The sequence below is a fragment of the Roseburia sp. genome, assembly GCF_041325975.1.
Classification (GTDB): Bacteria; Bacillota; Clostridia; order Lachnospirales; family Lachnospiraceae; genus Roseburia; species Roseburia rectibacter.
The window spans coordinates 1-24,938 of the sequence record NZ_JBGLEJ010000005.1 but is presented as its reverse complement, the minus strand read 5'-3'; the positions used below and the strand labels follow the sequence as shown (position 1 = coordinate 24,938).

The 24,938-nt window shown below is 41.8% G+C and carries 29 protein-coding genes, 1 other RNA gene and 3 pseudogenes; 14 read left to right on the top strand and 19 right to left on the bottom strand.

Annotation, left to right across the window (positions count from 1 at the left end; all coding sequences use genetic code 11):
* Positions 1–118: 118 nt before the first annotated feature.
* The 3 genes from ACDD58_RS11330 to ACDD58_RS11320 all read right to left on the bottom strand — a co-directional run bounded on the left by ACDD58_RS11330 (position 119) and on the right by ACDD58_RS11320 (position 3,114).
* Positions 119–1,084, bottom strand: a complete 966-nt coding sequence (locus tag ACDD58_RS11330) for an AAA family ATPase (protein WP_107435382.1) — start codon at positions 1,082–1,084, stop codon at positions 119–121.
* Positions 1,084–3,036, bottom strand: coding sequence for a Mu transposase C-terminal domain-containing protein (locus tag ACDD58_RS11325; protein WP_370777513.1), 1,953 nt, complete (start codon positions 3,034–3,036; stop codon positions 1,084–1,086). Before ACDD58_RS11325 ends, ACDD58_RS11330 begins: the two co-directional genes overlap by 1 nt.
* A 13-nt stretch (positions 3,037–3,049) precedes the next feature.
* Positions 3,050–3,114: hammerhead ribozyme type II (locus tag ACDD58_RS11320), an RNA gene on the bottom strand.
* A gap of 52 nt (positions 3,115–3,166) precedes the next feature.
* On the opposite strand from ACDD58_RS11320, the gene ACDD58_RS11315 reads away from it, so the two are divergent.
* Positions 3,167–3,382 carry a hypothetical protein gene (locus ACDD58_RS11315; RefSeq protein WP_107435380.1) on the top strand — a complete coding sequence of 72 codons (216 nt, stop codon included), beginning with the start codon at positions 3,167–3,169 and terminating at the stop codon, positions 3,380–3,382.
* Between the two features lies 1 nt (position 3,383).
* Here ACDD58_RS11315 and ACDD58_RS11310 read toward each other — a convergent pair whose 3' ends face one another.
* Both ACDD58_RS11310 and ACDD58_RS11305 read right to left on the bottom strand, forming a co-directional pair.
* Complete coding sequence (locus ACDD58_RS11310) at positions 3,384–3,845, bottom strand: hypothetical protein (protein ID WP_107435379.1); 462 nt, start codon at positions 3,843–3,845, stop codon at positions 3,384–3,386.
* 10 nt (positions 3,846–3,855) lie between these two features.
* Positions 3,856–4,086: a helix-turn-helix transcriptional regulator gene (locus tag ACDD58_RS11305; protein WP_107435378.1), complete on the bottom strand. Its 231-nt coding sequence runs from the start codon at positions 4,084–4,086 to the stop codon at positions 3,856–3,858.
* A gap of 191 nt (positions 4,087–4,277) precedes the next feature.
* Here ACDD58_RS11305 and ACDD58_RS11300 point away from each other — a divergent pair, with 191 nt between their 5' ends.
* Positions 4,278–4,628, top strand: a complete 351-nt coding sequence (locus ACDD58_RS11300) for a helix-turn-helix domain-containing protein (protein ID WP_370777510.1) — start codon at positions 4,278–4,280, stop codon at positions 4,626–4,628.
* A 496-nt stretch (positions 4,629–5,124) separates the two neighbouring features.
* On the opposite strand, the gene ACDD58_RS11295 is transcribed toward ACDD58_RS11300, so the two are convergent.
* From ACDD58_RS11295 to dinB, 10 genes are all read right to left on the bottom strand, one after another.
* The gene (locus ACDD58_RS11295; RefSeq protein ID WP_370777508.1) at positions 5,125–6,324 is read right to left on the bottom strand and encodes a tyrosine-type recombinase/integrase; all 1,200 of its coding nucleotides are present in this window, start codon (positions 6,322–6,324) and stop codon (positions 5,125–5,127) included.
* A gap of 81 nt (positions 6,325–6,405) precedes the next feature.
* Positions 6,406–6,633 (bottom strand): excisionase, encoded by a 228-nt coding sequence (locus ACDD58_RS11290; RefSeq protein WP_243006712.1) that lies wholly within the window; start codon positions 6,631–6,633, stop codon positions 6,406–6,408.
* Positions 6,626–6,991, bottom strand: a complete 366-nt coding sequence (locus ACDD58_RS11285; RefSeq protein ID WP_117918740.1) for a type II toxin-antitoxin system PemK/MazF family toxin — start codon at positions 6,989–6,991, stop codon at positions 6,626–6,628. Before ACDD58_RS11285 ends, ACDD58_RS11290 begins: the two co-directional genes overlap by 8 nt.
* The gene (locus tag ACDD58_RS11280; protein WP_117918743.1) at positions 6,988–7,407 is read right to left on the bottom strand and encodes a recombinase family protein; all 420 of its coding nucleotides are present in this window, start codon (positions 7,405–7,407) and stop codon (positions 6,988–6,990) included. Before ACDD58_RS11280 ends, ACDD58_RS11285 begins: the two co-directional genes overlap by 4 nt.
* A 1-nt stretch (position 7,408) precedes the next feature.
* The gene (locus ACDD58_RS11275) at positions 7,409–7,759 is read right to left on the bottom strand and encodes a helix-turn-helix transcriptional regulator (protein WP_117918745.1); all 351 of its coding nucleotides are present in this window, start codon (positions 7,757–7,759) and stop codon (positions 7,409–7,411) included.
* A 143-nt stretch (positions 7,760–7,902) separates the two neighbouring features.
* Positions 7,903–8,271 carry a recombinase family protein gene (locus ACDD58_RS11270; RefSeq protein ID WP_117918747.1) on the bottom strand — a complete coding sequence of 123 codons (369 nt, stop codon included), beginning with the start codon at positions 8,269–8,271 and terminating at the stop codon, positions 7,903–7,905.
* A gap of 154 nt (positions 8,272–8,425) precedes the next feature.
* Positions 8,426–8,773, bottom strand: coding sequence for a helix-turn-helix domain-containing protein (locus ACDD58_RS11265; RefSeq protein WP_117918749.1), 348 nt, complete (start codon positions 8,771–8,773; stop codon positions 8,426–8,428).
* A 550-nt stretch (positions 8,774–9,323) separates the two neighbouring features.
* Positions 9,324–9,578: a hypothetical protein gene (locus tag ACDD58_RS11260; protein ID WP_004611568.1), complete on the bottom strand. Its 255-nt coding sequence runs from the start codon at positions 9,576–9,578 to the stop codon at positions 9,324–9,326.
* A 5-nt stretch (positions 9,579–9,583) separates the two neighbouring features.
* Complete coding sequence (locus ACDD58_RS11255; protein ID WP_117918753.1) at positions 9,584–9,826, bottom strand: LexA family transcriptional regulator; 243 nt, start codon at positions 9,824–9,826, stop codon at positions 9,584–9,586.
* Between the two features lie 163 nt (positions 9,827–9,989).
* Positions 9,990–11,240 (bottom strand): DNA polymerase IV, encoded by a 1,251-nt coding sequence (gene dinB, locus ACDD58_RS11250; protein WP_117918804.1) that lies wholly within the window; start codon positions 11,238–11,240, stop codon positions 9,990–9,992.
* A 236-nt stretch (positions 11,241–11,476) separates the two neighbouring features.
* Here dinB and ACDD58_RS11245 point away from each other — a divergent pair, with 236 nt between their 5' ends.
* Together ACDD58_RS11245 and ACDD58_RS11240 are read left to right on the top strand one after the other, a co-directional pair.
* Positions 11,477–12,211 carry an XRE family transcriptional regulator gene (locus ACDD58_RS11245; RefSeq protein ID WP_117613581.1) on the top strand — a complete coding sequence of 245 codons (735 nt, stop codon included), beginning with the start codon at positions 11,477–11,479 and terminating at the stop codon, positions 12,209–12,211.
* A gap of 85 nt (positions 12,212–12,296) precedes the next feature.
* The gene (locus tag ACDD58_RS11240) at positions 12,297–12,497 is read left to right on the top strand and encodes a helix-turn-helix transcriptional regulator (protein WP_022171364.1); all 201 of its coding nucleotides are present in this window, start codon (positions 12,297–12,299) and stop codon (positions 12,495–12,497) included.
* A gap of 45 nt (positions 12,498–12,542) precedes the next feature.
* On the opposite strand, the gene ACDD58_RS11235 is transcribed toward ACDD58_RS11240, so the two are convergent.
* From ACDD58_RS11235 to ACDD58_RS11220, 4 genes and pseudogenes are all read right to left on the bottom strand, one after another.
* A complete protein-coding gene (locus ACDD58_RS11235) occupies positions 12,543–13,001 on the bottom strand; it encodes a hypothetical protein (RefSeq protein ID WP_117613580.1) in 459 nt (152 codons plus the stop codon).
* Positions 13,002–13,018: 17 nt separating this feature from the next.
* Positions 13,019–13,408 (bottom strand): DNA-directed RNA polymerase subunit alpha C-terminal domain-containing protein, encoded by a 390-nt coding sequence (locus ACDD58_RS11230; protein ID WP_242999696.1) that lies wholly within the window; start codon positions 13,406–13,408, stop codon positions 13,019–13,021.
* Positions 13,409–13,428: 20 nt separating this feature from the next.
* Positions 13,429–13,713 (bottom strand): annotated as a pseudogene (locus ACDD58_RS11225) (macro domain-containing protein); the annotation flags it as partial.
* Positions 13,713–15,356, bottom strand: a complete 1,644-nt coding sequence (locus ACDD58_RS11220; RefSeq protein ID WP_004607528.1) for a recombinase family protein — start codon at positions 15,354–15,356, stop codon at positions 13,713–13,715. The pseudogene ACDD58_RS11225 and the gene ACDD58_RS11220, both read right to left, overlap by 1 nt.
* A 203-nt stretch (positions 15,357–15,559) precedes the next feature.
* Between ACDD58_RS11220 and ACDD58_RS11215 the strand changes: the two genes are divergently transcribed.
* The 10 genes and pseudogenes from ACDD58_RS11215 to ACDD58_RS11170 all read left to right on the top strand — a co-directional run.
* Entirely contained in the window at positions 15,560–15,778 is a 219-nt protein-coding gene (locus ACDD58_RS11215; protein WP_002604486.1) for a hypothetical protein, read from the top strand.
* A 128-nt stretch (positions 15,779–15,906) separates the two neighbouring features.
* Positions 15,907–16,851, top strand: coding sequence for a DUF6017 domain-containing protein (locus ACDD58_RS11210; RefSeq protein ID WP_002604485.1), 945 nt, complete (start codon positions 15,907–15,909; stop codon positions 16,849–16,851).
* A gap of 36 nt (positions 16,852–16,887) precedes the next feature.
* The gene (locus ACDD58_RS11205) at positions 16,888–17,361 is read left to right on the top strand and encodes a PcfB family protein (protein ID WP_002604484.1); all 474 of its coding nucleotides are present in this window, start codon (positions 16,888–16,890) and stop codon (positions 17,359–17,361) included.
* Complete coding sequence (locus tag ACDD58_RS11200) at positions 17,358–19,142, top strand: VirD4-like conjugal transfer protein, CD1115 family (protein ID WP_070087586.1); 1,785 nt, start codon at positions 17,358–17,360, stop codon at positions 19,140–19,142. Before ACDD58_RS11205 ends, ACDD58_RS11200 begins: the two co-directional genes overlap by 4 nt.
* 63 nt (positions 19,143–19,205) lie before the next feature.
* Positions 19,206–19,334, top strand: a pseudogene (locus ACDD58_RS11195) (Maff2 family mobile element protein); the annotation flags it as partial.
* Between the two features lie 151 nt (positions 19,335–19,485).
* Complete coding sequence (locus ACDD58_RS11190) at positions 19,486–19,860, top strand: hypothetical protein (RefSeq protein WP_002591345.1); 375 nt, start codon at positions 19,486–19,488, stop codon at positions 19,858–19,860.
* Positions 19,861–20,546: 686 nt separating this feature from the next.
* On the top strand, positions 20,547–22,709 hold the full coding sequence (locus ACDD58_RS11185; protein WP_117500820.1) for a 3'-5' exonuclease: 2,163 nt from the start codon (positions 20,547–20,549) through the stop codon (positions 22,707–22,709).
* Positions 22,710–22,915: 206 nt separating this feature from the next.
* Positions 22,916–23,335, top strand: coding sequence for a response regulator transcription factor (locus ACDD58_RS11180; RefSeq protein WP_173821045.1), 420 nt, complete (start codon positions 22,916–22,918; stop codon positions 23,333–23,335).
* 340 nt (positions 23,336–23,675) lie between these two features.
* Positions 23,676–24,071 (top strand): plasmid mobilization relaxosome protein MobC, encoded by a 396-nt coding sequence (locus ACDD58_RS11175; protein ID WP_117500819.1) that lies wholly within the window; start codon positions 23,676–23,678, stop codon positions 24,069–24,071.
* Between the two features lie 60 nt (positions 24,072–24,131).
* Positions 24,132–24,869 (top strand): annotated as a pseudogene (locus tag ACDD58_RS11170) (VirB4-like conjugal transfer ATPase); the annotation flags it as partial.
* Between the last annotated feature and the right edge of the window lie 69 nt (positions 24,870–24,938).

Genomic DNA, 24,938 nt, shown 5'->3' with positions numbered 1-24,938 from the left:
TTTGCATTTACCTCCGTTTTCTCTTACTTCTTGTCCTTTTTATTCCCGATATATGCCAGTACAATCAGCGTCAGGCATATCACAGTCACGATATAACACTTTTCCATGTCCTGCCCTCCTATATGAAGCGGATTCCCATTGTATTTGCCATTTTTTCCAGCCCCTCAAAGGAAATATCCTCGTTGTTGACTGCGTTATTGAACACACTCACCATTCCACGAATTCCCCATTTGCTGTGGCTGATGCTCAGAAGGTAGTCAATCTCTTTCTGCATTCCCTTCTCTTCCAACACCGGGAAGAATTTGACAACGTCTTCTCTCTGGATATCCGATGTGCGGTACCTTCCATGGAGCTTCGTGCGGTTGAACTGCTGGGCGAAAATTGCTTCCTGCTTTCCGAGCATCTTATTGTAGACTTCCACATTTCCGATGAGCACGATTCCAATACCCGGCTTTCCGGTAAATATATCTTCATCTACCCACCCTCTGATTTCTTCCAGAGTGAGGAATTTAAGATTCTGTGCTTCATCGATAATGATAACCTTATCAGTCTCTCTGAGCTTCTCCTGAATGGATACCGATAAATCCTCGGTGCGCTGGTTTTCAGGGAGTTTTAATGTCTTTGCAATCATCTTTAAAAGGCTTCTTGTTGAGCCGGTACTCGGTGTTGCTTTCACATAAACTGTTGTTGAAGGATTGTCCTGCAGGAACTTGGCTGCTGCTTTCGTCTTTCCGATCCCGGCATCCCCATCAATAACTACAATTCCCTTCTCCAGCTGGCAGTACCGGATCAACTTGTACGCTTCCTCGGAAATGGTTGTCGGTATGTACCCGGCTGAAGTCTTGGTTCTGAAAGGTTCCGCTTTCTGCGCATTCTGTGTTTTCTCTTCCTGAATCTGAAAGAACTCCTTCAGCTTATTTTCCACCGCTTCAATATCGCCCTTATCGTACATACTTCTGCGGTACTGGCTGAGTGCAGCCTGACTGATTCCAAGAATCGGGGCTGCCTTTGCCTGACTCAAATTTTCGTCCTTCAGGAACTTCTCTAATCTCTCCTGAAGCTTTGTGTTGTACTGTTTACTCATCATTTACCTCCTCGCCTTATGGCTGCATTTCTATTCATTACATCAAGGTCTGCACCGCCAACCACTTTCTTGAATACTGGTTCTTCGTCTGCCCTCTGAACCTCAAGCAGGGATGGATTCGGTTTGCCCTGATAGTTCGCTTTGTTTCGCTCGGCTTGCTTAAGCACAAGCTCCATTGCAGTAATCTTGTCCACATCTGCCAGAATAGCATTTTCCTTGTATTCCCTTGCGATACGCTCCAGCCTTCTGGTCTTCGCCATCGCTGCCTTGACATCATCCTTGCTGGCATTGTAGGAAAGAACTGCGGTATTGTCTGCAGGTACTGACATAATGTAACGGTCTTCCAGATCGTAAATTCTGACCTCGCTTAAATTCTCCGGATCATAACGGAAGTAAACTTTCTTTCCGAGCATCAGATGTACAAAATCATCATTCCAAAAGTCGATGCGTCCACCTCCAATATCCAAGTGAACTCCTCGCCTTGTAACCTGCTGCGGTCTAGTGCTTCTCATCAGCATGAGGTTAAGCTCCTCAGCCGATGCCACACGTTTCCGTTTCAGATGCTCGTTGAAAACATCCATCTTGCATTTTCCCTTGTCGGCTTCCACAGCTCCGTTGTAGGCTTCCATGTTGAAATACCACTCCAGAACCGCTGTCACATACTCCTCAAATTCCTCATCCGTATAAATCTGCTCTTTCTTCAGTACGAATTTCAATCGCTCCGGCTTCTCCACCACACTTCCTCCGGTGTAGGTATTAAAAAGCCTTGAAAGGTCATTTTTAACATCCTCAAACCGTCTCTCGATGATTTTTGCCTTCGCATTCCGGACAATCGCATTTGTCATGTTAATGCCAAGTCTCTTGAATACTCCCGGTGGCTCAAATTTCTCCTCGCCATCCTTTGGTTTCTTCTTACGGTGTCCCAAGCCTCCGATATCGAAGGTCAGGAACTCTCGACCATTATCCACGTAGATGTTATCCGGTATGCCATATTTGAGGATTCCCTTCCGCAGTGCTATCAGTGTAGCCTCGGAGCAGGGATTGTATGTAATATGGAATCCGGTAAAAATACCGCTTCGTGCATCCAGAAATGCTGTCAAATAAGGTCTGTGGATGTTTCCATTCTTGTCCTTTACCATGACATCAAAGGTATGGTTATCAGCAATCCACCACTCATTGCTTTCGATATCCTCATAAATTCTGCGGATAAACGGAGCGCAGCGGTCATTGTAGGCTTTATGTCCCTCACGTCCCAGCACCTTGACACCTTCCGGCACCTCGTTGTTGAGTCTGCGGTAAAAAGCGGAATAGCTTGGAATGTCGGTGTATAAATCCGGTCTTTTTTCCTGAGCCCACATCTTGGTGTAGTCCAGGCACTTCTGGATCGGATGCTGGCTCTCATCAAGGTAGAAATACAGAAACGCTTGCCATATCGTATCATCAATGCTGCTGGTTCCCTTTTTCCATTTGCCCCTCTTGTCAATGAGACCGTCTAAATCATTTTCTTTAACCGCTTTCCACTTCCGGTACAGGATATCAACAGAAATCTCTTTGTCCGGATATTCCAGTCCACATAAAGTAACAAATTTCTTATCAACATCTGCTTTGCAGGTAACTCCCGGCTTCATCCGGTACTGCTGCCACTGCTCCACAAGGCTGATCCAAAAATCAATCTCCTGCCTTTCGCTTTCTGAGAAATGGTCTACCGCCTTTTTATCCGTTACCGGCTCCGGAGTGCTTATCTCCTCCGGTGGGTTCTCCAGATTCATCTGATACCATTTCTGCTGTAGTTCCTCATCCAGAGCCTCCAGCGGTACCAGATAGGTCTTTCTGTTTTTATCATTCAGGATTTCCTGCGCCTGAAGTTTACCTTCTTTAATTATCCTTTGAACATACTGATAACTGCATCCTTTGACCTCTGCCACCTGCTTTGCGGTAAGCATCTGTCCCATCACATCACCACCTTACAGCCTGTCATCATCAGATGCAGGAGGCTATCCCTGCATGACCGGCTTCCGCCGGTTTCGACTGTTCGCTTTTCAATTTCTCTGGTATAATCTCCGTAGGAAGGAGGTGTTTACCATGACTGATATTGAAGCATTGAAGGAATCCGTTTCAGAAAAACTCTATGCCCAAGAACCCCTTGCTCAGGCTATATTGTCATATCTGAACAATTCAGACCCTGCTGCCCATCAAGCAATACTAAATCGCTTTGATGAAATCGTATCTGCACGTATTGATTGCCTCATTCAAGAAGCCCTCGAAAACGAAGCAAATACTGAAAAATGCAGGAAGTGATTTATTTTCGGAATATATGGAGTGGAGTTCCTGCTTCCGTGTACACCCTAATGAACCAAGGTGTACACTCCGCAATTACTGTTTTTCCAAGATTGAGATGTACAAAATCTGCATCCCAGTACTCCACTCCATCAATTCTGATTCCTCTGCGAGTTACTCGCTGCCTTGAAAACGCTGTTTCCATTTGAAAGAGCTTCACACGCTTCACTCTCATCAGCCAATCGCTCTCATCCTCGGTGCATAATCCGTAATACTCATCCGTTCTGGTAAAGTGATATTCCACTCCGTAAAAGTGTTTGATCGCCATCCGGTAAACTTCCCACTGTGCCTGACACCATGCCAGTGTTCTCAGTACTTCCTTATCCTCTCTATTTCTGCTCAGTGCATCATCCCATGCGGTAATTGTGCTTTCCAGTTCCCCTCCGAACTCCGTTTTTAAAAACTGCTCTTTATTCATTTTCATACGCTCCTCCTTAAATGGCTTTTAAAAACTCTTTAAAATCATCCACATCTCCATCCAGTTCCTCAATAATAGGAATGATGTATTTGTTTCCGGACTGCTTTCCGTGTGTTGCTTCGCTAATTCTTGCGTGTGGGATGCCCATCTGCCTTGCCAGCTCGTTCTGGGAGATCTCTTTCTCCACCAACCGTATTTTTACCCACCGTCTGAATTCAGCGAGATTACTTATTCTGTTATTTTTCAACTTCCACTCGCCCTCCTTTAGCGTTATCCGTTATATTCTTCTGTACCAGTGTTACAAAATAACCTATTCAGTTATCGTTTTTCGTGATATAATGGCTTTTGTATTATTGGTACATTTTGATTATAGTGCGATATTTTCGCATTGTCAATATAATATTGCGAAATATACGCATTATTTTCAAGGAGGTTATTATGCCTGATTTGTATGGGAGAATATTGGAGCAAACAGAGCGTTTAGGTATTACTGGTAAAGAATTAGGAGAATTACTTGGCTTGAAAAAAAGCCCTTTAACAGACTGGAAAAATCACAAGTCTAATCCTACGTTGGAGCAGCTTGCTAAAATGTGCGAAATTTTCGCAATCTCTTCTGACTACCTACTATTCGGAGTCGCTAACATTTTATCACCGGATCATCAAGAACTTATTGACACTTATGACAAGTTAGATCGCCGAGGGCAGCATCGTGTCCACACTATCATCTATGAAGAAATAGATCGGATGAATGGTACACCGGAAGCGTCTGCTTCCAGAAGCGTCACATAAAAAGAAATGGAAATGTATTATATATTGACCCTTCCTCTTTTGCGTGATATATTTTAATTGCATTTACCACTGTGCTTTAAGGCATAATAAAAAGAGCAGTTTCGGACGTTCTGCCACGCTCCCGATTCTGCTCTTTTTGGGTTGGTATTATGGTTGGTATTCAATCTCCTTTTAAAATCTTATTCAATATGGCTCTTTGAACGTACCTTTTAAAACCTTTTTGAAAGGCTAAAAATCCAACAAAATCAATACTTTCAAGCACTTTCTCAAACTACTTTTAAACGGTTTTTGAACGATTTAAAACCCATACTTTTTACCAATATCATCTCTGACATTTACGCCTTTTAAACTCCTCTTTCTCTTTTCAAGTTGGCATTTACAAATTCCGTATTTTTTAAAGGCATTTCCTACCTTTTAAGCCTAAAAAAGCCCCATTTCATGGGATTTCTCGCCATGTAAGGGACTTTAAGGGTTTTTAAGGGTTCTCAGGTTGGTATTACCCTTGATTTATACGGAAACTCACATCCTGTGCATCCTGAAATTTAACATGAGTATAGGTATTCATCGTAACACTGATATCCGAGTGTCCCATAATATACTGAAGCATCTTCGGATTCATTCCCGACTTAGCCATATTAGAACAAAATGTATGGCGACACACATGTGGTGTAATCGGCGGCATCTGAACCTTATATATGCTATTGTACTTTTCCCGAATATGTTGGAAATACTTTTCCCAATGTAATGCCACCATAGGCATATCATTCTTATCAAGGAATAAAAATCCTGTCATTCCATCAACCATCGGTTCAACTTTGGGATTGACCCTGTCCTTAAGTATTCTCTTGAAACAAGCCACCACCTCATCAGACATTGGAACATATCTCTCGCCACTTTCTGTCTTAGGCTTTTCAATGATATACTGCATCTGACTTGTTCTCTGTAATTGATGATTTACCCGTATTCTTTTGTTTTTAAAATCCAAATCTGATTTTGTAAGCCCACAGAACTCTGATATACGAAGTCCTGTGTTAAAGAGAATAAATATTGCATCATAGTACTTGCAAAAATGCGCATCTTCTTTTATGAATCTTAGAAATTCCCGCTCCTGCTTTCTTGTGACAGCTTCTCTTCTCACACTATCATTCACAATAACATTGACCAGTTCAAAGCCAAATGGATTTTTGCGAATCAAGTCATCTTCTTCCGCCATCTGAAATGCCGGTCTTAATACTCCCCGGATAGTATGAATTGAACTATAACCTTTTCCATCTACCCTCTGAAGCTTGATCAACCAGGCTTTCGCATCCGATAATTTCACTTTGTCGATTCTTTTTTTGCCAAAATCATCTTTTTTCAGCAGATTAATTACCGTCTTATAACCAGCATAAGTACTCTGTCTGACCCCTATTTTAAGACTTACATATTTCTCCACTAATTCAAGAACTGTAAGTCCTCCACCTCCTGGAACAAGTCCGTTAAACATATCCTGTTCCAGCTGTTTTTCCTTTTCTCTTAAAGAAAGCTCCATTTTCTTTCCTTTAGGTATAGGATCATTATGGTCCAAACGCCAACTATATAAATTCCCTTCATTTCCATGAATATCTACATATCTAAAACGATAACGTCCATCTGCTCTCTGGTACTCTCCTTCGTGAAGAATTCTATTGCGATTATCTCGTCTTTTCTCACTCATAGCTTTGTCTCCTTTCAAAAAAGAGAGCCCTAGCATGGTTATTGTACCACATTTGTGCCCCCTTTTCTACTACTTTACATATTAAATTGCAGTTGACTCTGCCAGAAATTGCTCAAATTTCTCTTTCTTAAACAAAACTTTGTTTCCTACTAACAGATAAAACTCCCCATTTGGATGGATATCTACAATTTGTCTAAGTCTCTTTTCACCAATGTGATAAAACTGTGCCGCTTCAGTTACAGAAAGCAAATATCGCTTCCATATAGGAATATCTATACTCTGATTCTCTAATTCATTTTCATCATCCATCATATTCTCCAATCTGCAGCTGTCTGACTAACATCGCATCAACCTTTTTTATTGCATCTGTGCTGACAATCATCCCGGCAGTCTGTATTATCTGTTCCTCATTTATTGTGACAAGCTGCTCCGGTAAAAACATTGTTGTATGTCTTAAAAATCCTCTAATTTCTGAAGGCTCAATATTGAAATGTACTGGAATATAATCCTTTTTCAACTTAGTTGTCCCCGGAACAACTGTGTATACAGGTGATTTTCCGTTTGCTTTGTCGCAGCTTATTACAATACATGGTCTCCTTCCAGCTTGTATATGCCTGAGTCCACTTTTTAATTCAGCCCACACAATCATATTTCTCTTTATCTTCACTGCAGATCACCTCTCTTTGGTGGAATATACAAGTCAACCTTGGGTTCCTTCTCATCTACACTGAATAATCTATACCCAGCTTCCCTTACTGCTCCTATTTTTAAATAAGAATCTGCTATTCCGTCTGAAATAGCATCGAGATTTGTTACGATAAGCGCATCTGCCTTTCCTGCTCTCATATATCTTATTGCCTTATAAAACACTTCATCCCTTAATCGTCGTCCAAAAATTCCTCTTCGGAATACTTTCATAGGAATAAGATTGTTATTGTCAGCAAATTCCATGATTCGTTTCAACTGCTTATTTTCCTTTTTCTCTGCTGCAATACAGTCATTCTCCTCATCAGAAGACAACATCACAACACACTTTATCGGCTGTATGGTCAGTGGCTTTTTCTTTCTTCCTGCTCTTCTCATTTCAAACCACTTCCTTTCTTGCCTCTAAGCCTTCAATAAAAATCAAACATGTAGACATTGCATATTCTCTATCATTTGGTTTAAGCATCTGCAATTTATCTTCCAATACAGACAAATCTTTATTCTCATGTTTTTCCCTGCTTTCAATTCCAAACAATGTATTAGGATCTACTCCATACTTTGTTACAATCTTCAGCATAAGTTCCAGACTCATCCGATGTCTTCCCTGCTCAATTTGCGAATAATGAATATAACTTACATCAAGGCTCTCCGCCATATCATTCTGTGTATATCCATATTTATTTCTAATACTTCTCAAAGTATTACCAACTGCATAAATATCATATATCATCCTGAATAACCTCACTCTCTAACCGATTCATGATGTATTCCACTGCCTCAGCCTCTGTTGGGCATTTGATGACTGGCTTCCCATAGTCATCAAATACCACTGTTTCAGAAGCAAATACAATGTAGGAATACCTGCCTGAATTCCTAACACTCAATCGCATAATTGTTGTACCTCGCACTCATAGTACCAAGGTCAAATATTGTCACACCCAAATCATTTATGCGATCCATCATTGACTTTAAATCTTCCGGATTTCTTGTAATCTCATAAATATCTTCTACGACAAGTACCTTGTAATCTGAAATCTCAAGAATTTCCATCAGCTGACGCATCTGAGGTCTGTCAACCGATGTAGATGCTCCATCATCTACAACAGTCTGATCACACTCAATTCCCACACTTAAAGCATATGTCTGATCAAGTTCTTTCTGTCGGTTCACATTATTCATACTCATCATTGACTTTATAAACAAAAGTCCTTTGTAAAGTTCTTTTCCGTTATACTTTTTCATGGCTATTACCTTCCTTAATTGAAATATTAAAGAAAGCATTGTGCACGCCGCTTTCAAACTCTGTGCTGTATCTCAAGCACAAGTATATTGTAATCTGCCACACCTTAATTGCCGACCGTGTACAGGCGACAATTATGTCGTGTAAACACGACAATCACTTTTCAACTGACACGCTTTTCATTGCTTTCATCATTGCAAGACACTGTCTTATCTGCAATTCATCCATATCTGAAAGAACATCCATTGCCTCAGATAATAGTTCTGAATTTTCTTCATTCTTTCCATACATTATGAAATCAACAGATACACCAAGTACGATTGCCAGATTATCTAATGTCTGTGTCTTAAAATCTCCACCATTTTCAATCGCAGATAATGCTTGTCTGCCTATACCTACTCTATGAGCTAACTCATCCTGTGATAATCCTATCGCCTTTCTCCTGTCAGCAATTCGTATTCCTCTCTCATAATCCTTTTCTCTTGTCTGTGCTTTACTGCTCATAAATCCTCCTTGCCGCCCTTGGAAACGAACAAGTCGGATTACCCTTTACATCACAAAAAAGACGCACGAGGAAACCAGTATCATAAATACTGTTCGTTTCCCCTGCGTCTCTGGTGCTTCCATCTTTCGATGTGCCCTTATCAGGTGGGCTGTAATTTAATTTTCAATCATTATATTCTGAAAGTCCCATTCTCAGAATGTTCCTTCATCATTCCCTCGGAATACTTCTTAAGTATCATCACTCGCTTGCATCTGTCACACTTAATTCCAATATTCTGAAGTGCCACAGCGAAATCATCACCGCATACAAAGTATTCCATCATTAACTTGTTGCATTTTTTACATCTAATTTCTATAACATTTCCTTTGTTCAATTCAGTTCGCTCCTTATTCATACAAAATCATCAATCTACAATTCTGTACTCGTAAAGGAAAGGGAAATCACCTTTGCAAGCCTTTTGCCGGGAGTTCCGATGAATGTCTGCACATTCCCCGGCTTTGCTGATCTAAAGCCAACTGATATGAATTGTGCTGTCAGCACACAATCACATCAGGCTCCGGCTCTTTCCATAAACCACATATTGTTATCTTCATAGAAAAGGAATATTTCCTTTCCATCTACCACACAGGTATAACGCTCTCCAACGCCGCCAGCCCTTGTACTGGCTGCTCTGCGCTTGTCTTTTACTCGTGTAATCTCATACTTTCTGCCATCTTCCCACGTTATCTCTTTGGGAATGAGCAGTCCGTCCTTTGAAAATTCTGCAAGTACATCAACATATACCTTATTGCTCAATGTAATCACCTTCCTTACAAGATTGCTATTGCTCTGGAAGCATCCATCTTCCTTGCTATATAGCCTTTTTCTTCTAATATTTTCAGATGTGCATAAACACTTGAAGTCGATGCCACCCCTACCATCTTGCATATCTCCCTGATAGTAGGAGCATAACCATTAACTCTCTGATATTGCATAATGCTTTCATACACATTCTGCTGCTTCTCCGTCAATGGTGCTCTGTCTACCAGATCAATTCTTTCTGCTTCGCTCATGTTCCGCCTCCCTCTTCTTTAACTCTATCGCTACTCGTAGTGCAGCTCAATTCCGCTTCGCTTCATTTCGCTCACGGCAGTCGCCGTATCAGATAACCAAGTCCCATATGTTTATGTACAAGCACAACACATCTGCGCCTTGATTATCTGGCACTTCTCGTTGCTAACCTGAGAAGTACCCATGTGGATGTACTGTGTGTTCTTCTTTTGCATTGACTGCCGACAGAATCCTGTCCCGGTACATGAGTCCCCTCTGGATACTGTAAAATCCAAATCTTCTGCGTATCTCATCAACCGCTGAATCCATCTTCATCTGCTTTTCACGCTTCTCCACACTTGAGAACAAATCAATCTGTTCCCAATAATTATCTGTTACTAAGTCTGCACCTCGGACACCAATACTGCGTATTGGTTTGCTCCAGTTATAGTTTTCCTTAAATATCTGATAAGCGTATGCAGCTATCTCTCCGGTGATATTCGTTGCGTGGTCAATCTTTTTCTGACGGGTAAAAGAGAATAGCTCATTATCCCTGACACTTATCTCAACCACTCTGCACCGGAATCCATTCTCACGAAGTCTTGCTGCAACACTCTCAGCCAGAATATAAAGAACAATCTTTACATCCTCATCGCATACTAAATCCTTTGGTGTCGTTGTGCTGTTTCCCACCGATTTGATTGGAGCGTGGGTATTCTCCAGTTTGACAGGTGATTCATCATAGCCATTAGCAAATGACCATAAGATGCTGCCCATCTTTCCAAGGTGGCTGTTAAGCATCCCTTCATCTGCCCTTGCAAGATCACCTATGGTTCTGATACCGAATTTTGCAAGCTTCTGATTCGTGCTCCTTCCGACATATAGCAGATCACTTACCGGAAGTGCCCATGCCTTCTGCTTAAACTCACTCTTATACATAGTTGTGATTGCATCCGGCTTCTTATAATCTGAACCAAGCTTTGCAAATATCTTATTGAAAGAAACACCAACACTCACTGTGATGCCAAGCTCTGACTTCATTCTCTTGCTGATTTCCTGTGCAATGAGCAATCCATCCCCTTTAAGGGAGCTGCTCCCTGTCACATCAAGCCAGCACTCATCAATTCCATATGGCTCCTGCTTGTCCGTATATTCTGCATATATCTCATGCGCCATCCTTGAGAACCGAAGATATAAGTCCATTCTTGGTGAAACAAATGTTATGTCCGGACAGACCTGCTTTGCCTGCCAGAGCGCCATTCCTGTTTTCACACCGTACTTCTTGGCAATATAGTCAGCAGTTAAGACAATCCCATGTCTTGCCTCCGGGTCACCGCCTACTGCCAGTGGCTTTCCTGCAAGCTCCGGATGATGCAGATGCTCAATCGAAGCATAACAACAGTTGATATCTGAATGAAGTATTACCCTGTCTCCCATCTGCATAACCTCCTGCATTTAATCTATCACTACCATAACCTTTAGTCCAAGTATATGAGTAATGTTCCTTACAGGGCATAGTATAACCCCAAGAATAATCGACTGTCAACGGACACATGTGTCTGTTTTCTCATTATATTGGATTTTTAACTTGAATAATTGGTACTATTGCTATATACTATGGAGTGAAAAGAGACATTAGAAATCAACTAATTGGAAAGAAAAGAGGCGTATGTATGTACTCAATCGGAGAAATCATTTCAACATATAGAAAAAAGAAAGGCTTGCTCCAGCAGGATCTCGCTGATGAACTGGCAAAAGAAGGCATCAAGATTTCCTATAAAGCCATATCCAACTGGGAGAGAAATCTTGCTGAACCAAGCGTTACCATATTTTACAAAGTGTGTAGAATCCTTGGTATCACTAATATGTATGAAGCATATTTTGGAGTAAATCCTGCTGATCCTTTTTCATCACTTACTGATGAAGGCAGGGAAAAGGCTATGGATTATATCAATCTGCTCCACGCATCCGGAATGTATGAAAAGCAAACTGCTAAGATAATTCCATTCAGAAGCATTGATATTTTTGAAAATGCAGTATCAGCCGGAACCGGTAACTTTCTCGTAGACGGACCTAAAGAGACTGTACGCATAGATGAATCTATTCTGCCGGAAGATACAACTTTCGGTGTACGCATTAGTGGTGACAGTATGGAACCTGAATTCCACGATGGTCAGATTGCATGGGTATTGCAACAGGAATCTGTTGCTAATGGAGAAATCGGCATCTTCGCTCTGAACGGAGAAGCCTATATCAAGAAGTTAAAGGACGACAAAGACGGAATTTTCCTTATCTCACTCAACGAAAAGTATGCACCTATCAAGGTTGGAGAAAATGACCGCTTAGACATATTTGGAAAAGTTCTTGGAAAATCTGATGCTTCTGCTCTTACCGATCATTGCCGATAAAAACGCAAGTCCTTTTTATTGGACACATTTTTTTGCATAATTGACAATAAGAAAATATCTATAGAACTGAAAGAAGGGATTTTTTATGGTGGTCACAAATAATATCAGAGAAATCCGTGAACAGCGTGGCATTTACCAGAATGACCTTGCCGCTGCTATCGGATTCAGCACCAAAACTGTCAGCAGGGTAGAACGTGGGGACGGCGCCCCATCTGCCGAATTTATGCTACGAGTATCTAAGTACTTTAATATGCTGGTGGAAGATGTATTTCATGTAGAGGAATAACGTGGAGCGAGTGAGCTCAATATTCAGCTCGCTCCGCTATCTTTCTTAAACTGAAAATCTTCTTTTATCTATTCCATATTCACACCAAATATGTTCTATCATACCATCTCCTCGTCCCAAAAAATCAACTTGTTCGCGCCATGCATTAATACCAGCTTCATCAAGCAACTTTTCAAATTCAACATATTCATCACTATTCAAATTTTTCCTCATAAGATTTTTTAATAATGTATCCTCCTCAGATTGAACATAATCTACACTTATTGGTTCGTCTTTTATTAATTCTTTTATAGCACAGTATGTATTAAATATCGAATCGTTCTTTTTAAGTGTTTTCTCAAGGACTTGCTGAACCAATTGCTTCTCATAATATTTTACATACACTTTATCAACCGCTGGATAAATAAACAATTCTTTAATATTTGTATAATCATCATCAGTGGAAAATACATCGTCATCATAACTTAAAACACATTTACCATCAATATAGTATCTTTTTTCCATAGTTCTCCTTTCGCAAATTAACCATAAATTGCTTTCAACTTTTTAAATCTAACAAATAGTCTCTTATCCTTAGGACACATCTTTTCAAGTTTCTCAAGACTATATCTTTTCAAATCATCCTTGCTTTTTATCCCCATTCCAAACGCATCCAAACATAGAAAGTCATCAAATATGACTCCATGTTCCCTATCATTCAGATCTTCTACACTACGAAGCTTTATGCCTTGCTCTTCACAAATCTGATATAATTCCTGCAATGTTGCCTGCCCCATATTGCGAAACTTTATAAAATGCTCCTTTGGATATTCTCTCAATCCTTCCAATGACTCAAATCCATTTCTTCTTAGGATATTCCGTAATCTGCTCGACATTTCAATATCATCATAATCTGTTTTTTCAGCGTACATAAAAGCTCCCTTTCGTCATTTTATTTGTCGTATAACTTATCAACCTCAGCTTCGTACACTGATTCAGTATGAGTATCAAATAGCACCCATTCCACCAGATCAAAGCTATCCGGATTGTCCTGCAAAAATCTGTTTACTGTATGTACTGCAATCTTTGCCGCTAACTCAACCGGAAAACTATATACTCCCGTTGATATGGAAGGAAATGCAATAGACCTAATTCCATTATCCATTGCCAGATTCATAGAATTAAAATAGCAGTTAGCAAGAAGTTCCTCTTCTCTATCCCTGCCACCATTCCATATCAGTCGGTCATTTTTTGCGGACAGTTCATACATGCTATCCTTTTCTGTTCTCTGCTCCTGCGTTTGCTCTCGTTTGATTTCTCCCTCCGTATCTTCTTGGCACAAGCAGGACAATACCTTGATGCACCAGAGCCCGGGACATATTCAACGCCGCACACCGTACAATTTTTAGCGGGCATTGCTGCCCACCGTTTTGTAGGTATGATATGTAATTCATCGACAAAGCCGATGAATTTATAGTAAATCTTGATTTCCTGCTTCACTGTTCCGTCTGCCATCTTCTCACGCTCCGAAACAAGTATCTTGTCTATGAGTGCGTTTATAACTGTTGCATCCAGTTCTTTTAAGCCTTGATAATTTCGGATAAGGGCGAGGAAGTCACGGATTCCCCGTGATTTCTCGTAGCTTTCATTAAGAGTTTCCGTCACCTCTTTCAGCCTTGCTTCAATTTCAAGCTGCTCTTTCTGGTATTTCCCCGACATCATCTCAAAATTCCGCTCGGTAATACGCTCCATGACCTTATCCTCGTAGAGAGAGGAAAACAGCCTGTCCAGTTCCGCAAGGCGTTTGTTCAGCTTCTTACGTTCTTTCTCTAATGCTTTCGCCCTGCTCTGGTCTGTTTCCGTGAGCCGCTTTTCTATGGCCCTGACCGCCTTTTCATCATTCACTGCCATATCCGCAAAACAGTTGATGTCGGCAAGAACGGCATTGAATAAATCCCTTGCTTCTATATTGTGGGCACTACACTCGCTTCTTCCGTTTCTTGCATAATTATTACATGAATACTGTACACAGTCGATAATCTCTGGGCGTTTCCTCCTGTGTACGTTCATTGCCCGCAGAGCACATCCGCAGTCCACACACTTGATAACGCCTGCAAAAATATTTACAAATCCTCCCTTGTTCTGTGGAAGCCTACGACTTGTAATAAGCTGTTGGACAATATCAAATTCCTCCTGCGTGACTATTCCCTCATGGGTATTGGGTATCACTTCCCATTCTTCGGGCAGCTTAGAGGGGCGTTTCTTGCTTTTCATATTGGCGGCAATCCGTTTGTAGCCTACAAGATTTCCCGCATATATCGGGCTTCTTAAAATGCTCCTCACGCTGTTCCCACTCCAAATATAGCGTTTGTCCTCGTTCCCCTCAAAATGACGTTCAAAGCCTGTTTCGCCACGCTCCGCCGCATAAGCGGCAGGGCGTAGGATATGCTGTTTATTAAGATGTCTGCAAATTTTGGCAACTCCATTCCCTTTTAATGCAAGGTCGAATATCTCTTTTACAACATGTGCCACTTTATCATCTATCAGCAGATGGTTGTGGTCGGCAGGGTCTTTGATATAGCCATAAGGGGCGGTAGTTCCCATGAATTTCCCCTGTTGAAACCTCGCCCGATATGCCGATTTTATCTTAACAGATATGTCAGCGGCATACATTTCGTTTAAAATGTTGCGGAAAGGCGTGATGTCCATAGCAGATTTATTCAAGGTATCTACGCCGTCATTGACCGCTATATACCTCACGTTATGCTCTGGGAAGAAAACTTCCAGATATAACCCACAATCAAGATAGTTTCTCCCCAGACGGGATAAATCTTTCGTAATCACGCAGTTTATCAGACCGCTTTCAATGTCTTTTATCATATTCTGGAAACTTGGTCTTTGGAATAATGAGGTGTGATAGCGATAGCGGCAAAAAGCTAATAAAATCAATGGTTTTGCGGACAGCGGATAGACAGGGAATGTGTTAAAAACTGAATACGCACACAAACGGCGTTACCTTAACCCCTTTGGGGGAGAAAGTAACGCCGTTTTTTTATGCCCGCAGGAAAGGAGGTGCAGCCGGAATGTATTTCACAAAGGGCAAGCAGCGGGCGTTTGAATTGCTCATGCAGCAGAAGCCGGGATTTGACCGCTATCAATCCGGTTGTGCCGGAGATGATGAAGATTGCGGCACTTGCCGTTTCTACCGCCCCGGGTGGAAATATGAGTTTTGCGTTTTCAAAGAGTGTCCCTATTGCCCCGGCAAAAGGACGCGGAAAACGCACGCCAGCATGGACAAATAGACGGGCAAAAGCCCTTGTGCCATGCGGCTTTGCAGACGCGAAAACGGCAAAGGGCATATTGCAATACCAAAACAGCCGAAAACGGCTTTCTAATTGTCCACGCATACCAAGAGAGGAAGTGAGGAAATATGGCAGTTTTCAGAGTGGAGCGAAATACGGGATATACCGTTATGAGCAACCACCACTTGCGAAACAAGGAATTGTCCTTAAAGGCAAAGGGCTTGTTGTCGCAAATGCTTTCGCTGCCCGAAGATTGGGATTATACCCTTGCGGGCTTATCCCATATCAACCGGGAGAAGATCGACGCAATCCGCGAAGCGGTAAAGGAACTCGAAAAAGCCGGATATATCGTGCGCAGCCGGGAGCGCGACGAAAAGGGACGCTTGCGGGGCGCAGATTACGTCATATACGAGCAGCCGCAGCCGCGAGAGCCGGAAGCAGCTACCAGCGGCGGACAGCCGCCTATATTGGATTTACCTACATTGGAAAATCCAACATTGGATAATCCAACGTTGGAAAAACCTACGCAGGAAAAACCTACGTTGGAAAATCCAACGCAATTAAATAAAGATATATTAAGTAAAGAACAATCAATTACTGATTTATCAAGTACCGATTCCATTCCTTTCCATTCCCTAAACCCCTTGCCCTTTGCGCATGGCGAAGCGGCTACGCCGCCGGAAAGGAAAAGAACGGAAGCGAAAAGCAATAGCGCAGTAGAGATTTACAGGGAGATTATCAAGGACAATATCGAATACGACCATCTCATTCAAAACTGCAAAATTGACAAAGACCGTTTGGACGAGATTGTTGACCTTATGCTGGAAACCGTCTGCACAGCCCGAAAGACAATCCGTATTGCCGGGGACGACTACCCCGCCGAATTGGTGAAATCCAAGTTTTTGAAGCTGAACAGCAGCCATATTGAGTTTGTTTTGGATTGCATGAGGGAGAACACAACCAAAGTGCGCAACATCAAGCAGTATCTAAAAGCGGTGCTGTTCAACGCGCCGAGTACCATTGACAGCTACTATACCGCCCTTGTCAATCACGACTTATACGGCGGCGAATGAGCATAGCCGCATTTTACCGGGAAAGGAGTTGATACCTTGCAGGAGGAAGTAACCCAAAAAACGATTGCCCTATACGTCAAAGTGGGAAAAGGCGCGGCGCGGCTTACCGAACAGGCGTTGCAGAAAGCAATCCAAAAGTTTTTGGAGCAGAAAAGCAAGCCCGCGCATGGGAAACAGACCATGCGGCAGCTTATGAAGCAGAACGCGGGTGTTTCCAACATCGAGATCACCGACAGCAATATTAAAGCCTTTGAGAGTACGGCGAAGAAATACAACATAGATTTTTCGCTGAAAAAGGTTAAGGGCGAGCAGACCCGCTACCTTGTGTTTTTCAAAGGCCGGGACGCAGACGTTATGACCGCAGCGTTTCAAGAGTTTTCCGCAAAGAAGCTGAACAGGGAGAAAAAGCCCTCTATCCGCAAAGCCCTTGCCGCTGCAAAGGACAAGGCAAAGCAGCTTAACGCCGCCCGCGACAAGGTAAAGAAAATGGACAGGGGGCGCGAGATATGAAGCAGATTAACTACAAAAAGCTAATACTTCCGAATATCCCCTATGTGTTCTTTGTCTATCTCTTTGATAAAGTCGGACAGGCGGTGCGGCTTGCCCCCGGCGCGGATATTTCCGCAAAGATACTGAATATCACGCAGGGATTTTCCGCAGCCTTTGAAAGTGCCTTGCCGAGCATTTACCCGCTGGATTTGCTTGTCGGCATTGTCGGCGCGGTGATTATCCGCTTGATTGTCTATGTCAAAGGGAAAAACGCGAAGAAATACCGCAAGGGCGCGGAGTACGGCTCTGCCCGATGGGGAAACGCCGAAGATATTAAGCCCTACATAGACCCGGAGTTTCAAAACAACATCATTTTGACACAGACGGAACGCCTTACCATGAACAGCCGCCCGAAGCAGCCGAAGTACGCAAGAAATAAGAACGTCGTCGTGATCGGCGGCAGCGGCAGCGGAAAAACAAGGTTTTTCGTCAAGCCGAATTTAATGCAGCTTCATTCCTCTTACGTCTTGACAGACCCGAAAGGTACGGTTTTGATTGAGTGCGGGAAGCTGCTGCAACGGGCGGGCTACCGCATTAAGGTACTGAATACGATTAACTTCAAAAAATCTATGCACTACAACCCCTTTGTGTATATCCGCAGCGAGAAAGATATTTTGAAGCTGGTAAACACGTTGATAGCGAATACCAAAGGCGAGGGAGAAAAAAGTGCGGAGGATTTTTGGGTAAAAGCGGAAAGGTTATTGTATTGCGCATTGGTTGGCTACATCTGGTATGAAGCCCCCGCCGAGGAAATGAACTTTATTACCCTGTTGGAACTTATCAACGCCAGCGAAGCCCGCGAGGACGACGAGGAATATCAAAGCCCCGTCGATCTGCTGTTTGCCGACTTGGAAGAACGCGACCCCGACCATTTCGCGGTGAAGCAGTACCGAAAATATAAATTGGCGGCGGGCAAAACAGCAAAATCAATCCTCATTTCTTGCGGTGCGAGGCTTGCGCCTTTTGATATTAAGGAATTGCGCGATCTCATGTCCTACGACGAATTAGAACTTGACACGTTAGGCGACAGAAAGAGCGCACTTTTCCTCATAATGAGCGATACGGACAGCACGTTTAATTTTGTTATCGCTATGCTGCAATCGCAGCTTTTCAATTTGCTTTGCGACAAAGCGGACGACGAATATAACGGCAAATTGCCTGTTCACGTCCGCTTTTTGCTTGACGAGTTTGCGAACATCGGACAGATACCCCGATTTGATAAACTGATTGCCACAATCCGCAGCCGGGAAATGTCCGCTTCTATCATTCTGCAATCGCAGAGCCAGCTAAAAGCCATTTACAAGGACGCGGCAGAAATCATACTTGATAATGCCGACAGCACCTTGTTTTTGGGAGGACGTGGGAAAAATGCAAAGGATATTTCGGATAACTTGGGACGGGAAACAATTGACAGTTTCAACACTTCCGAAAATCGCGGCACGCAGGTTTCTCATGGACTTACTTATCAAAAATTAGGAAAGGAGTTGATGACACAGGACGAAATAGCAGTTATGGACGGTGGGAAATGTATTTTGCAGCTACGCGGTGTACGTCCCTTTTTAAGCGACAAATACGATATAACGAAACACCCGAACTACAAATACCTTTCCGACTTCGACAAGAAAAACGCTTTTGATGTGGAACGGTATATGTCTACCCGCCCGGCAATAGTAAAGCCCGATGAAGCCTTTGACATATACGAAATAGATTTGTCCGACGAGGACGCAGCCGCCGAGGAATAACGGCGGCATTTTCATTTTCAACAACATTTTTTGAGCCGCAAAGCGGCAGAAAGCGAGGTTTATATGGATTTCTTTAACAGCGCAGTTGGTGTATTGCAGACTTTGGTTATCGCGCTTGGCGCAGGTCTTGGCATTTGGGGGGCTATCAACCTCATGGAGGGTTACGGCAACGACAATCCGGGCGCAAATGCTCATGTGCCATAAAGTAACACACTGATAAATGCAGACAGCCAACCTCTATTCCGTATAAAATGGCATATATGGCATTTCAAATATGTGGTTCAGAAGTAGAAGAAAACTGAAAACAGTATTCCACAATTTGAAAGGATAGAGGTAATTGAGCATGGAAAAAACAGTATATATCACAGAGGAAGAACGGGAAAAGTGTCGCAAAGTGATTGATGTGTTTGAGGAACTGTACGAAATAGAGGACGAAGATATTTTGTTGGTTGATGTTGGTAGGTATGGCTTTGTTAAACTGCAATGCTATACAGCGTCACATGGCTTTGAGGAGCTTGACACCTATACAGACAGTAACAGCTTATTTGAGGGGCTTTGGGAGGAATGGCTTAGTCTAAATGTATTTTTGCTTGCGAGAGAAATGCAGTTAGCTGATGTTCTTTATGATGATTTATTCAACAATCTTCCAAAGGAAAAACAGTCAGAGCTTACCGGGAGAAAAGACTACTTTGCAAAAAAGGCGGGTATCACTCTGTAAAATGAATTTTGCAGAAAGGAAACGCTCTATGTAGTGGATAAAAAAAGATTAGAATGGCTCTGTATATAATAACATACAGGGCTTTTCTTTTCCGAACCAACGACCAAAAGACAAACATTGTGGAAATGTGCATAACAGGCTATGGAATCATGGATAACTCTATTCACAGCACATGGAAAAGCTAAAGTGCAGCTTTCCCACGTCCTGCAAACAGAGTTACCCACAATTCCATGATACAGTCAGTTATACACATTACGCACAATGCCGACTACTACGGAATCCAACTCATTTTTTCACAGAACAAGATTTGCTTTTACAGAAAGAGATTATAGGTTGGAATGGAGATACGGGAGCCTGCATAGAGCACAGTGGAAAAGTTGAAGAAACTGATTGAGGAAGAATTTGTCGGGCTTGTGTTTCTGTCTGCTGAAGATATGGAGTAATAGCAAATTGGGACATAGCGGTATAACTGCTTTGTCCCAATTTGTTTATTGCTTAAATTACACGTCCGTATTAGAATTGATATGCTTGCAGAAATCAAATATCTAACATACTTCTTCCCACTATAATAATACCATACAAATTTTATAAATACAAGACTGTTTATATAAGCTGACACATGCTAAACTAGCCTAGCAATGTTTCAGTAAAACTTTCTTTCATTTTTCAAGGAGGTCATAATCATTATGGGGAATAATCAGACAGAAAAAGCGTTTGAAGAAAAAAGATTAGCACAAACAATCTCTTTAGCCGAGGAACAATTAAAGCAGGCAAAAGAAGCGGCAGACAAAAAGAAATCAGAAATTATCGAAGCCAAAAAAGATGTGCGTGAAAATACAGAACACGGCATTACATCACTGTACACATCAGACGGTTTCGAGGCACTTGTTGAATTAAGCCAATATATCAATCCTGTTACAGACAAAATTATAGATTATGAAGAAGAAGAACATAAAATACTTCTGTTAGAAAAGATGATAAAATCGCCCTATTTTGCCCGAATTGATTTTAAATTTGATGATGAGGACGAATTTGAAAAAATATACATTGGACGTTCTTCTCTACGAAAAAACAGCTATCAAGAGATGTATGTTTATGATTGGAGATCGCCGATTGCCAGTGTTTTCTATCGTTTTATGACAGGCGAAGCGTTTTATGACGCTCCATGTGGACGAGTAACAGGTGAACTCAATTTGAAACGCCAATATGAAATAAAAAACGGAATACTGGAATATTTTTTTGATTCAGATGTTCAGATTGTTGATGAATTTTTAAGGCAATTACTGTCACAAAACACTACTGCTAAAATGAAAGCTATTGTTGAAACAATTCAGCATGAACAGGACGTGGTTATTAGAGATATGGAAAATGACCTGCTAATGGTACAGGGTGTAGCGGGAAGTGGAAAAACCTCTATTGCTCTCCACCGGGCTGCTTATCTTATGTATCAAGGTTTACAAACAAAGCTGTCCGCAAATAACATTATGATTATTTCCCCAAATTCTATATTTGAGCAATATATTTCAAATGTATTGCCCGAATTGGGAGAAGATAATGTTATTTCTTCCGTGTTTGAAGATATACTTAGTGAGTTATTAAATGGCAGGAAAATTCAGTCAAGAAATGATTTTTTAGAAAACTTGATTGTCAATTCAAAATACAAGGAAATTTCAAGAAATAGTATAGAATTTAAAACGTCAAGTTTTTTTAGGGAAATTTTAGACCAATTTCTCATTGATATACCCCGCCAGTGGATAGAATTTGAAGATGTTTATTATGAGGGAAAATGCGTTGTAAGCGGGCAAATTCTAAAAGACAAGATATTAGGAAGACCAGAAACACCATTAGGCATAAAATTAGAACAATTAGAAGATTATATTTTAGAACAAATATTTGGAACAGGAAAAGGGCGGGGGCATAAAGAAGAAAAAAATCTAATCAAGCAGGAAATACAGAAATTTATAAAAATTGACATTGTTGAATTATATAAAATATTATTTAGCAATGAAGCCTATTTTTATAGCCTGCTGCAAAATAGCAATCCGTCACAAAACATAAAAAATATTTGGAAATATACTAAGGAAAATTTGGAAGCAGACAGCTTGTATTATGATGACGCAATAGCAATCGCTTATTTGTATTTAAAAATATACGGAACAAATAAATATAAAAATATTAAGCAGGTAGTCATTGATGAAGCACAGGACTACTACCCTCTCCAATATGAAATATTTAATTTGCTTTTTTCTAATGCCAAATTTACTATTTTAGGAGATATGAAACAGACTCTTGCCAAAAAAGAAGATATTTCTTTCTACGAACAAATTCAAAAAATATTGAACAAGAAAAAATCTTCTCTTATTATGTTGGATAAAAGTTTCCGTTGTACGAATGAAATTTTAAATTTTAGTTTAAAGTTCATTGAACAAAGTTCACAGATAAAAAGTTTTAATCGGAATGGCGATAGCCCAAAAGTATATATTGCTGATAATTCCGAAATCTTCATTGATGAAATTGTTAAGGAAATAAAATTATGCCAAGAGAAAGGGTTTCAGTCGATATGCTTAATTTGTAAAACCGAAAAAAATTCAACCTATCTATTTAATAAAATTAAACACAAACTTGATATTCAATTAATTAAAAATGGGAGCGTATCAGATTTACAAGGCGTGTTTATCTTACCAGTATATATGTCAAAGGGATTAGAATTTGATACTGTCTTAATTTGTGATGCAGATAGCCAAAACTACCATGATGAAGATGATAAAAACCTCTTATATGTTGCCTGCACAAGAGCGCTTCACAAACTTAGCTTATTTTGTGAAAATGAGGTTAGCCCGCTGATATAGATAAATTTACAATATATTGAATTGCCTAAATGCCAAACGCAGCGTAAGTGCATATGAACAAAATGATAATAATTAGACAGACCATCTTTCTCTTTTAATGGCATTAAATTGACATTACGCTCTCTATCATATATATTTGTTGCTTACTGTCAAAAACACGACAGAAAAATATAGTTTAAATTCAACGGATAAAAGAGGTAATGAACATGGGGAAATTACTACTGCTGACACTTAACGAACAAGAGGAAACAGCGATTGACAAAATCATATCGGCAATATCTGATTATATACAGATTGAACCCATGCAGATCACAACCGCTTCCGTGTTATCTTTTCCGGGACTGGAAATAAAGCAGAACCAACGCCGGGTATTTCAAGACGGGGAGGAAGTAAGCCTTACCCGCCTTGAATACAGTACCCTTGTATATCTTGCTTCCAACCCCGGCATTGTCCTCACACGGACACAAATATTTGAAGCCGTTTGGAACATGGAAAGTGAAAGCTGCCAGTCAAGCGTTGCAAATGTGATTTACAACCTGCGGAAAAAAATAGAGCCGGACAGCCGCAAGCCCATTTACATAAAAACCGTTTTAGGTATGGGCTACAAGTTTGCTTCCGGGGAATGACAACAGAATAACCGCCGCCCGTTACAGCGGCATACCATGACAGGAAATCAGAAAAGGTTTCCTGTTTTTTTGCGCCAAAAACCGCGCTGATTTTCCAGCTTTGTCGAAAAGTTTTATCAAAAAGTTTTTCAAAACTTTGCCATATTTGCATTTCTCTGCGTAGTAAGGAGTAAAGGGGGAGTTTCGCCGTTTTCTTAGAGCAAGATTCTACCACAGTACCAAATTTCGCCTACCGGCTCATTTTGTCCTATGGGAATCTTGTTGGGGTTGCCACCCCAAGCCCGCCTTTTGCGGCTTGCGCCGCTTGAAAAAATCCACCCACGAAAGGAGGTTCACAGCCATGAAAAGATACAACACGCCCCACCGAAGCCGGGTAATCAAGACACGCTTGACCGAGGAAGAATACGCCGAGTTTTCCGAGCGTGTCACCCTCTGCAAAATGAGCCAAGCCGAATTTATCCGACAAGCCCTCATTAAGTCAAGCATACGCCCGGTCATTACTGTTTCCCCGGTCAATGATGAGTTACTCTCTGCCGTTGGGAAACTCACAGCCGAATACGGGAAAATCGGCGGCAACTTAAACCAGATTGCCCGCTGTCTGAACGAGTACGGCGCACCCTATAACGCCCTCTCCCAAGAGGTACGAGCCGCCACAGCGGAGCTTGCCGCCTTGAAGTTTGAAGTCTTGCAGAAAGTAGGTGAAGCCGTTGGCAACATTCAAACATATCAGCTCTAAAAATGCCGACTATGGAGCTGCCGAGCAGTACCTAACCTTTGAACATGACGAGTTTACCATGAAGCCCACACCCTCAACCATTTTAAGGTGATCGGCGCGGCGGCGCGGGTATTGGACGGGAAACAGCGTCTTGAAGTGCTGCATGGGATTTTCCACCCGGACGGGGAACGCTTTAACTTTGCGTGGGAATGGCTACCCGCAAGCGGTCTTTCTGTCAAAGACTTTATCGCGCCGTCCTCTTTCCGATTTGGCGACGGGCGAATGTTTCAAATGGGCGGCAAGTTTGGCGCAGTTTCCTTTTTGCAGATCGTCGCGCCGGAACTCTCCGACCGTATGCTTGCCGACTTCATGGACGCGGAAAACGGGATTATCGTCAATCTGCACATTCAGAGTATCGACCACAACGAAGCAATCAAGACGATTAAGCGCAAGATTACCGACCTTGACCGTATGAAAATCGAGGAACAGAAAAAAGCAATCCGCAGCGGCTACGACATGGATATTATTCCGTCCGACCTTGCCACCTACGGCGGGGAAGCAAAAAACCTACTCCGCGATTTGCAGAGCCGCAACGAAAGAATGTTTCTGCTTACGCTGCTTGTCTTAAACCTTGCAGATACCAAGCAGAAATTGGATAACGAAGTATTTGGAGCGGCGGCAATCGCGCAGAAATACAACTGCATTTTGACCCGCCTTGACTACCGGCAGGAACAGGGGCTTATGTCCTCTATCCCGTTGGGGGAAAACCTTATCCATATCCAGCGCGGCTTGACGACCAGCAGCACCGCCGTTTTCGTTCTTGCATTTGCTTTTTCGCTTGGCGGTAATCCTCATACAATTTGCTTTTTCTGTCGTTTAAGCTGCTAT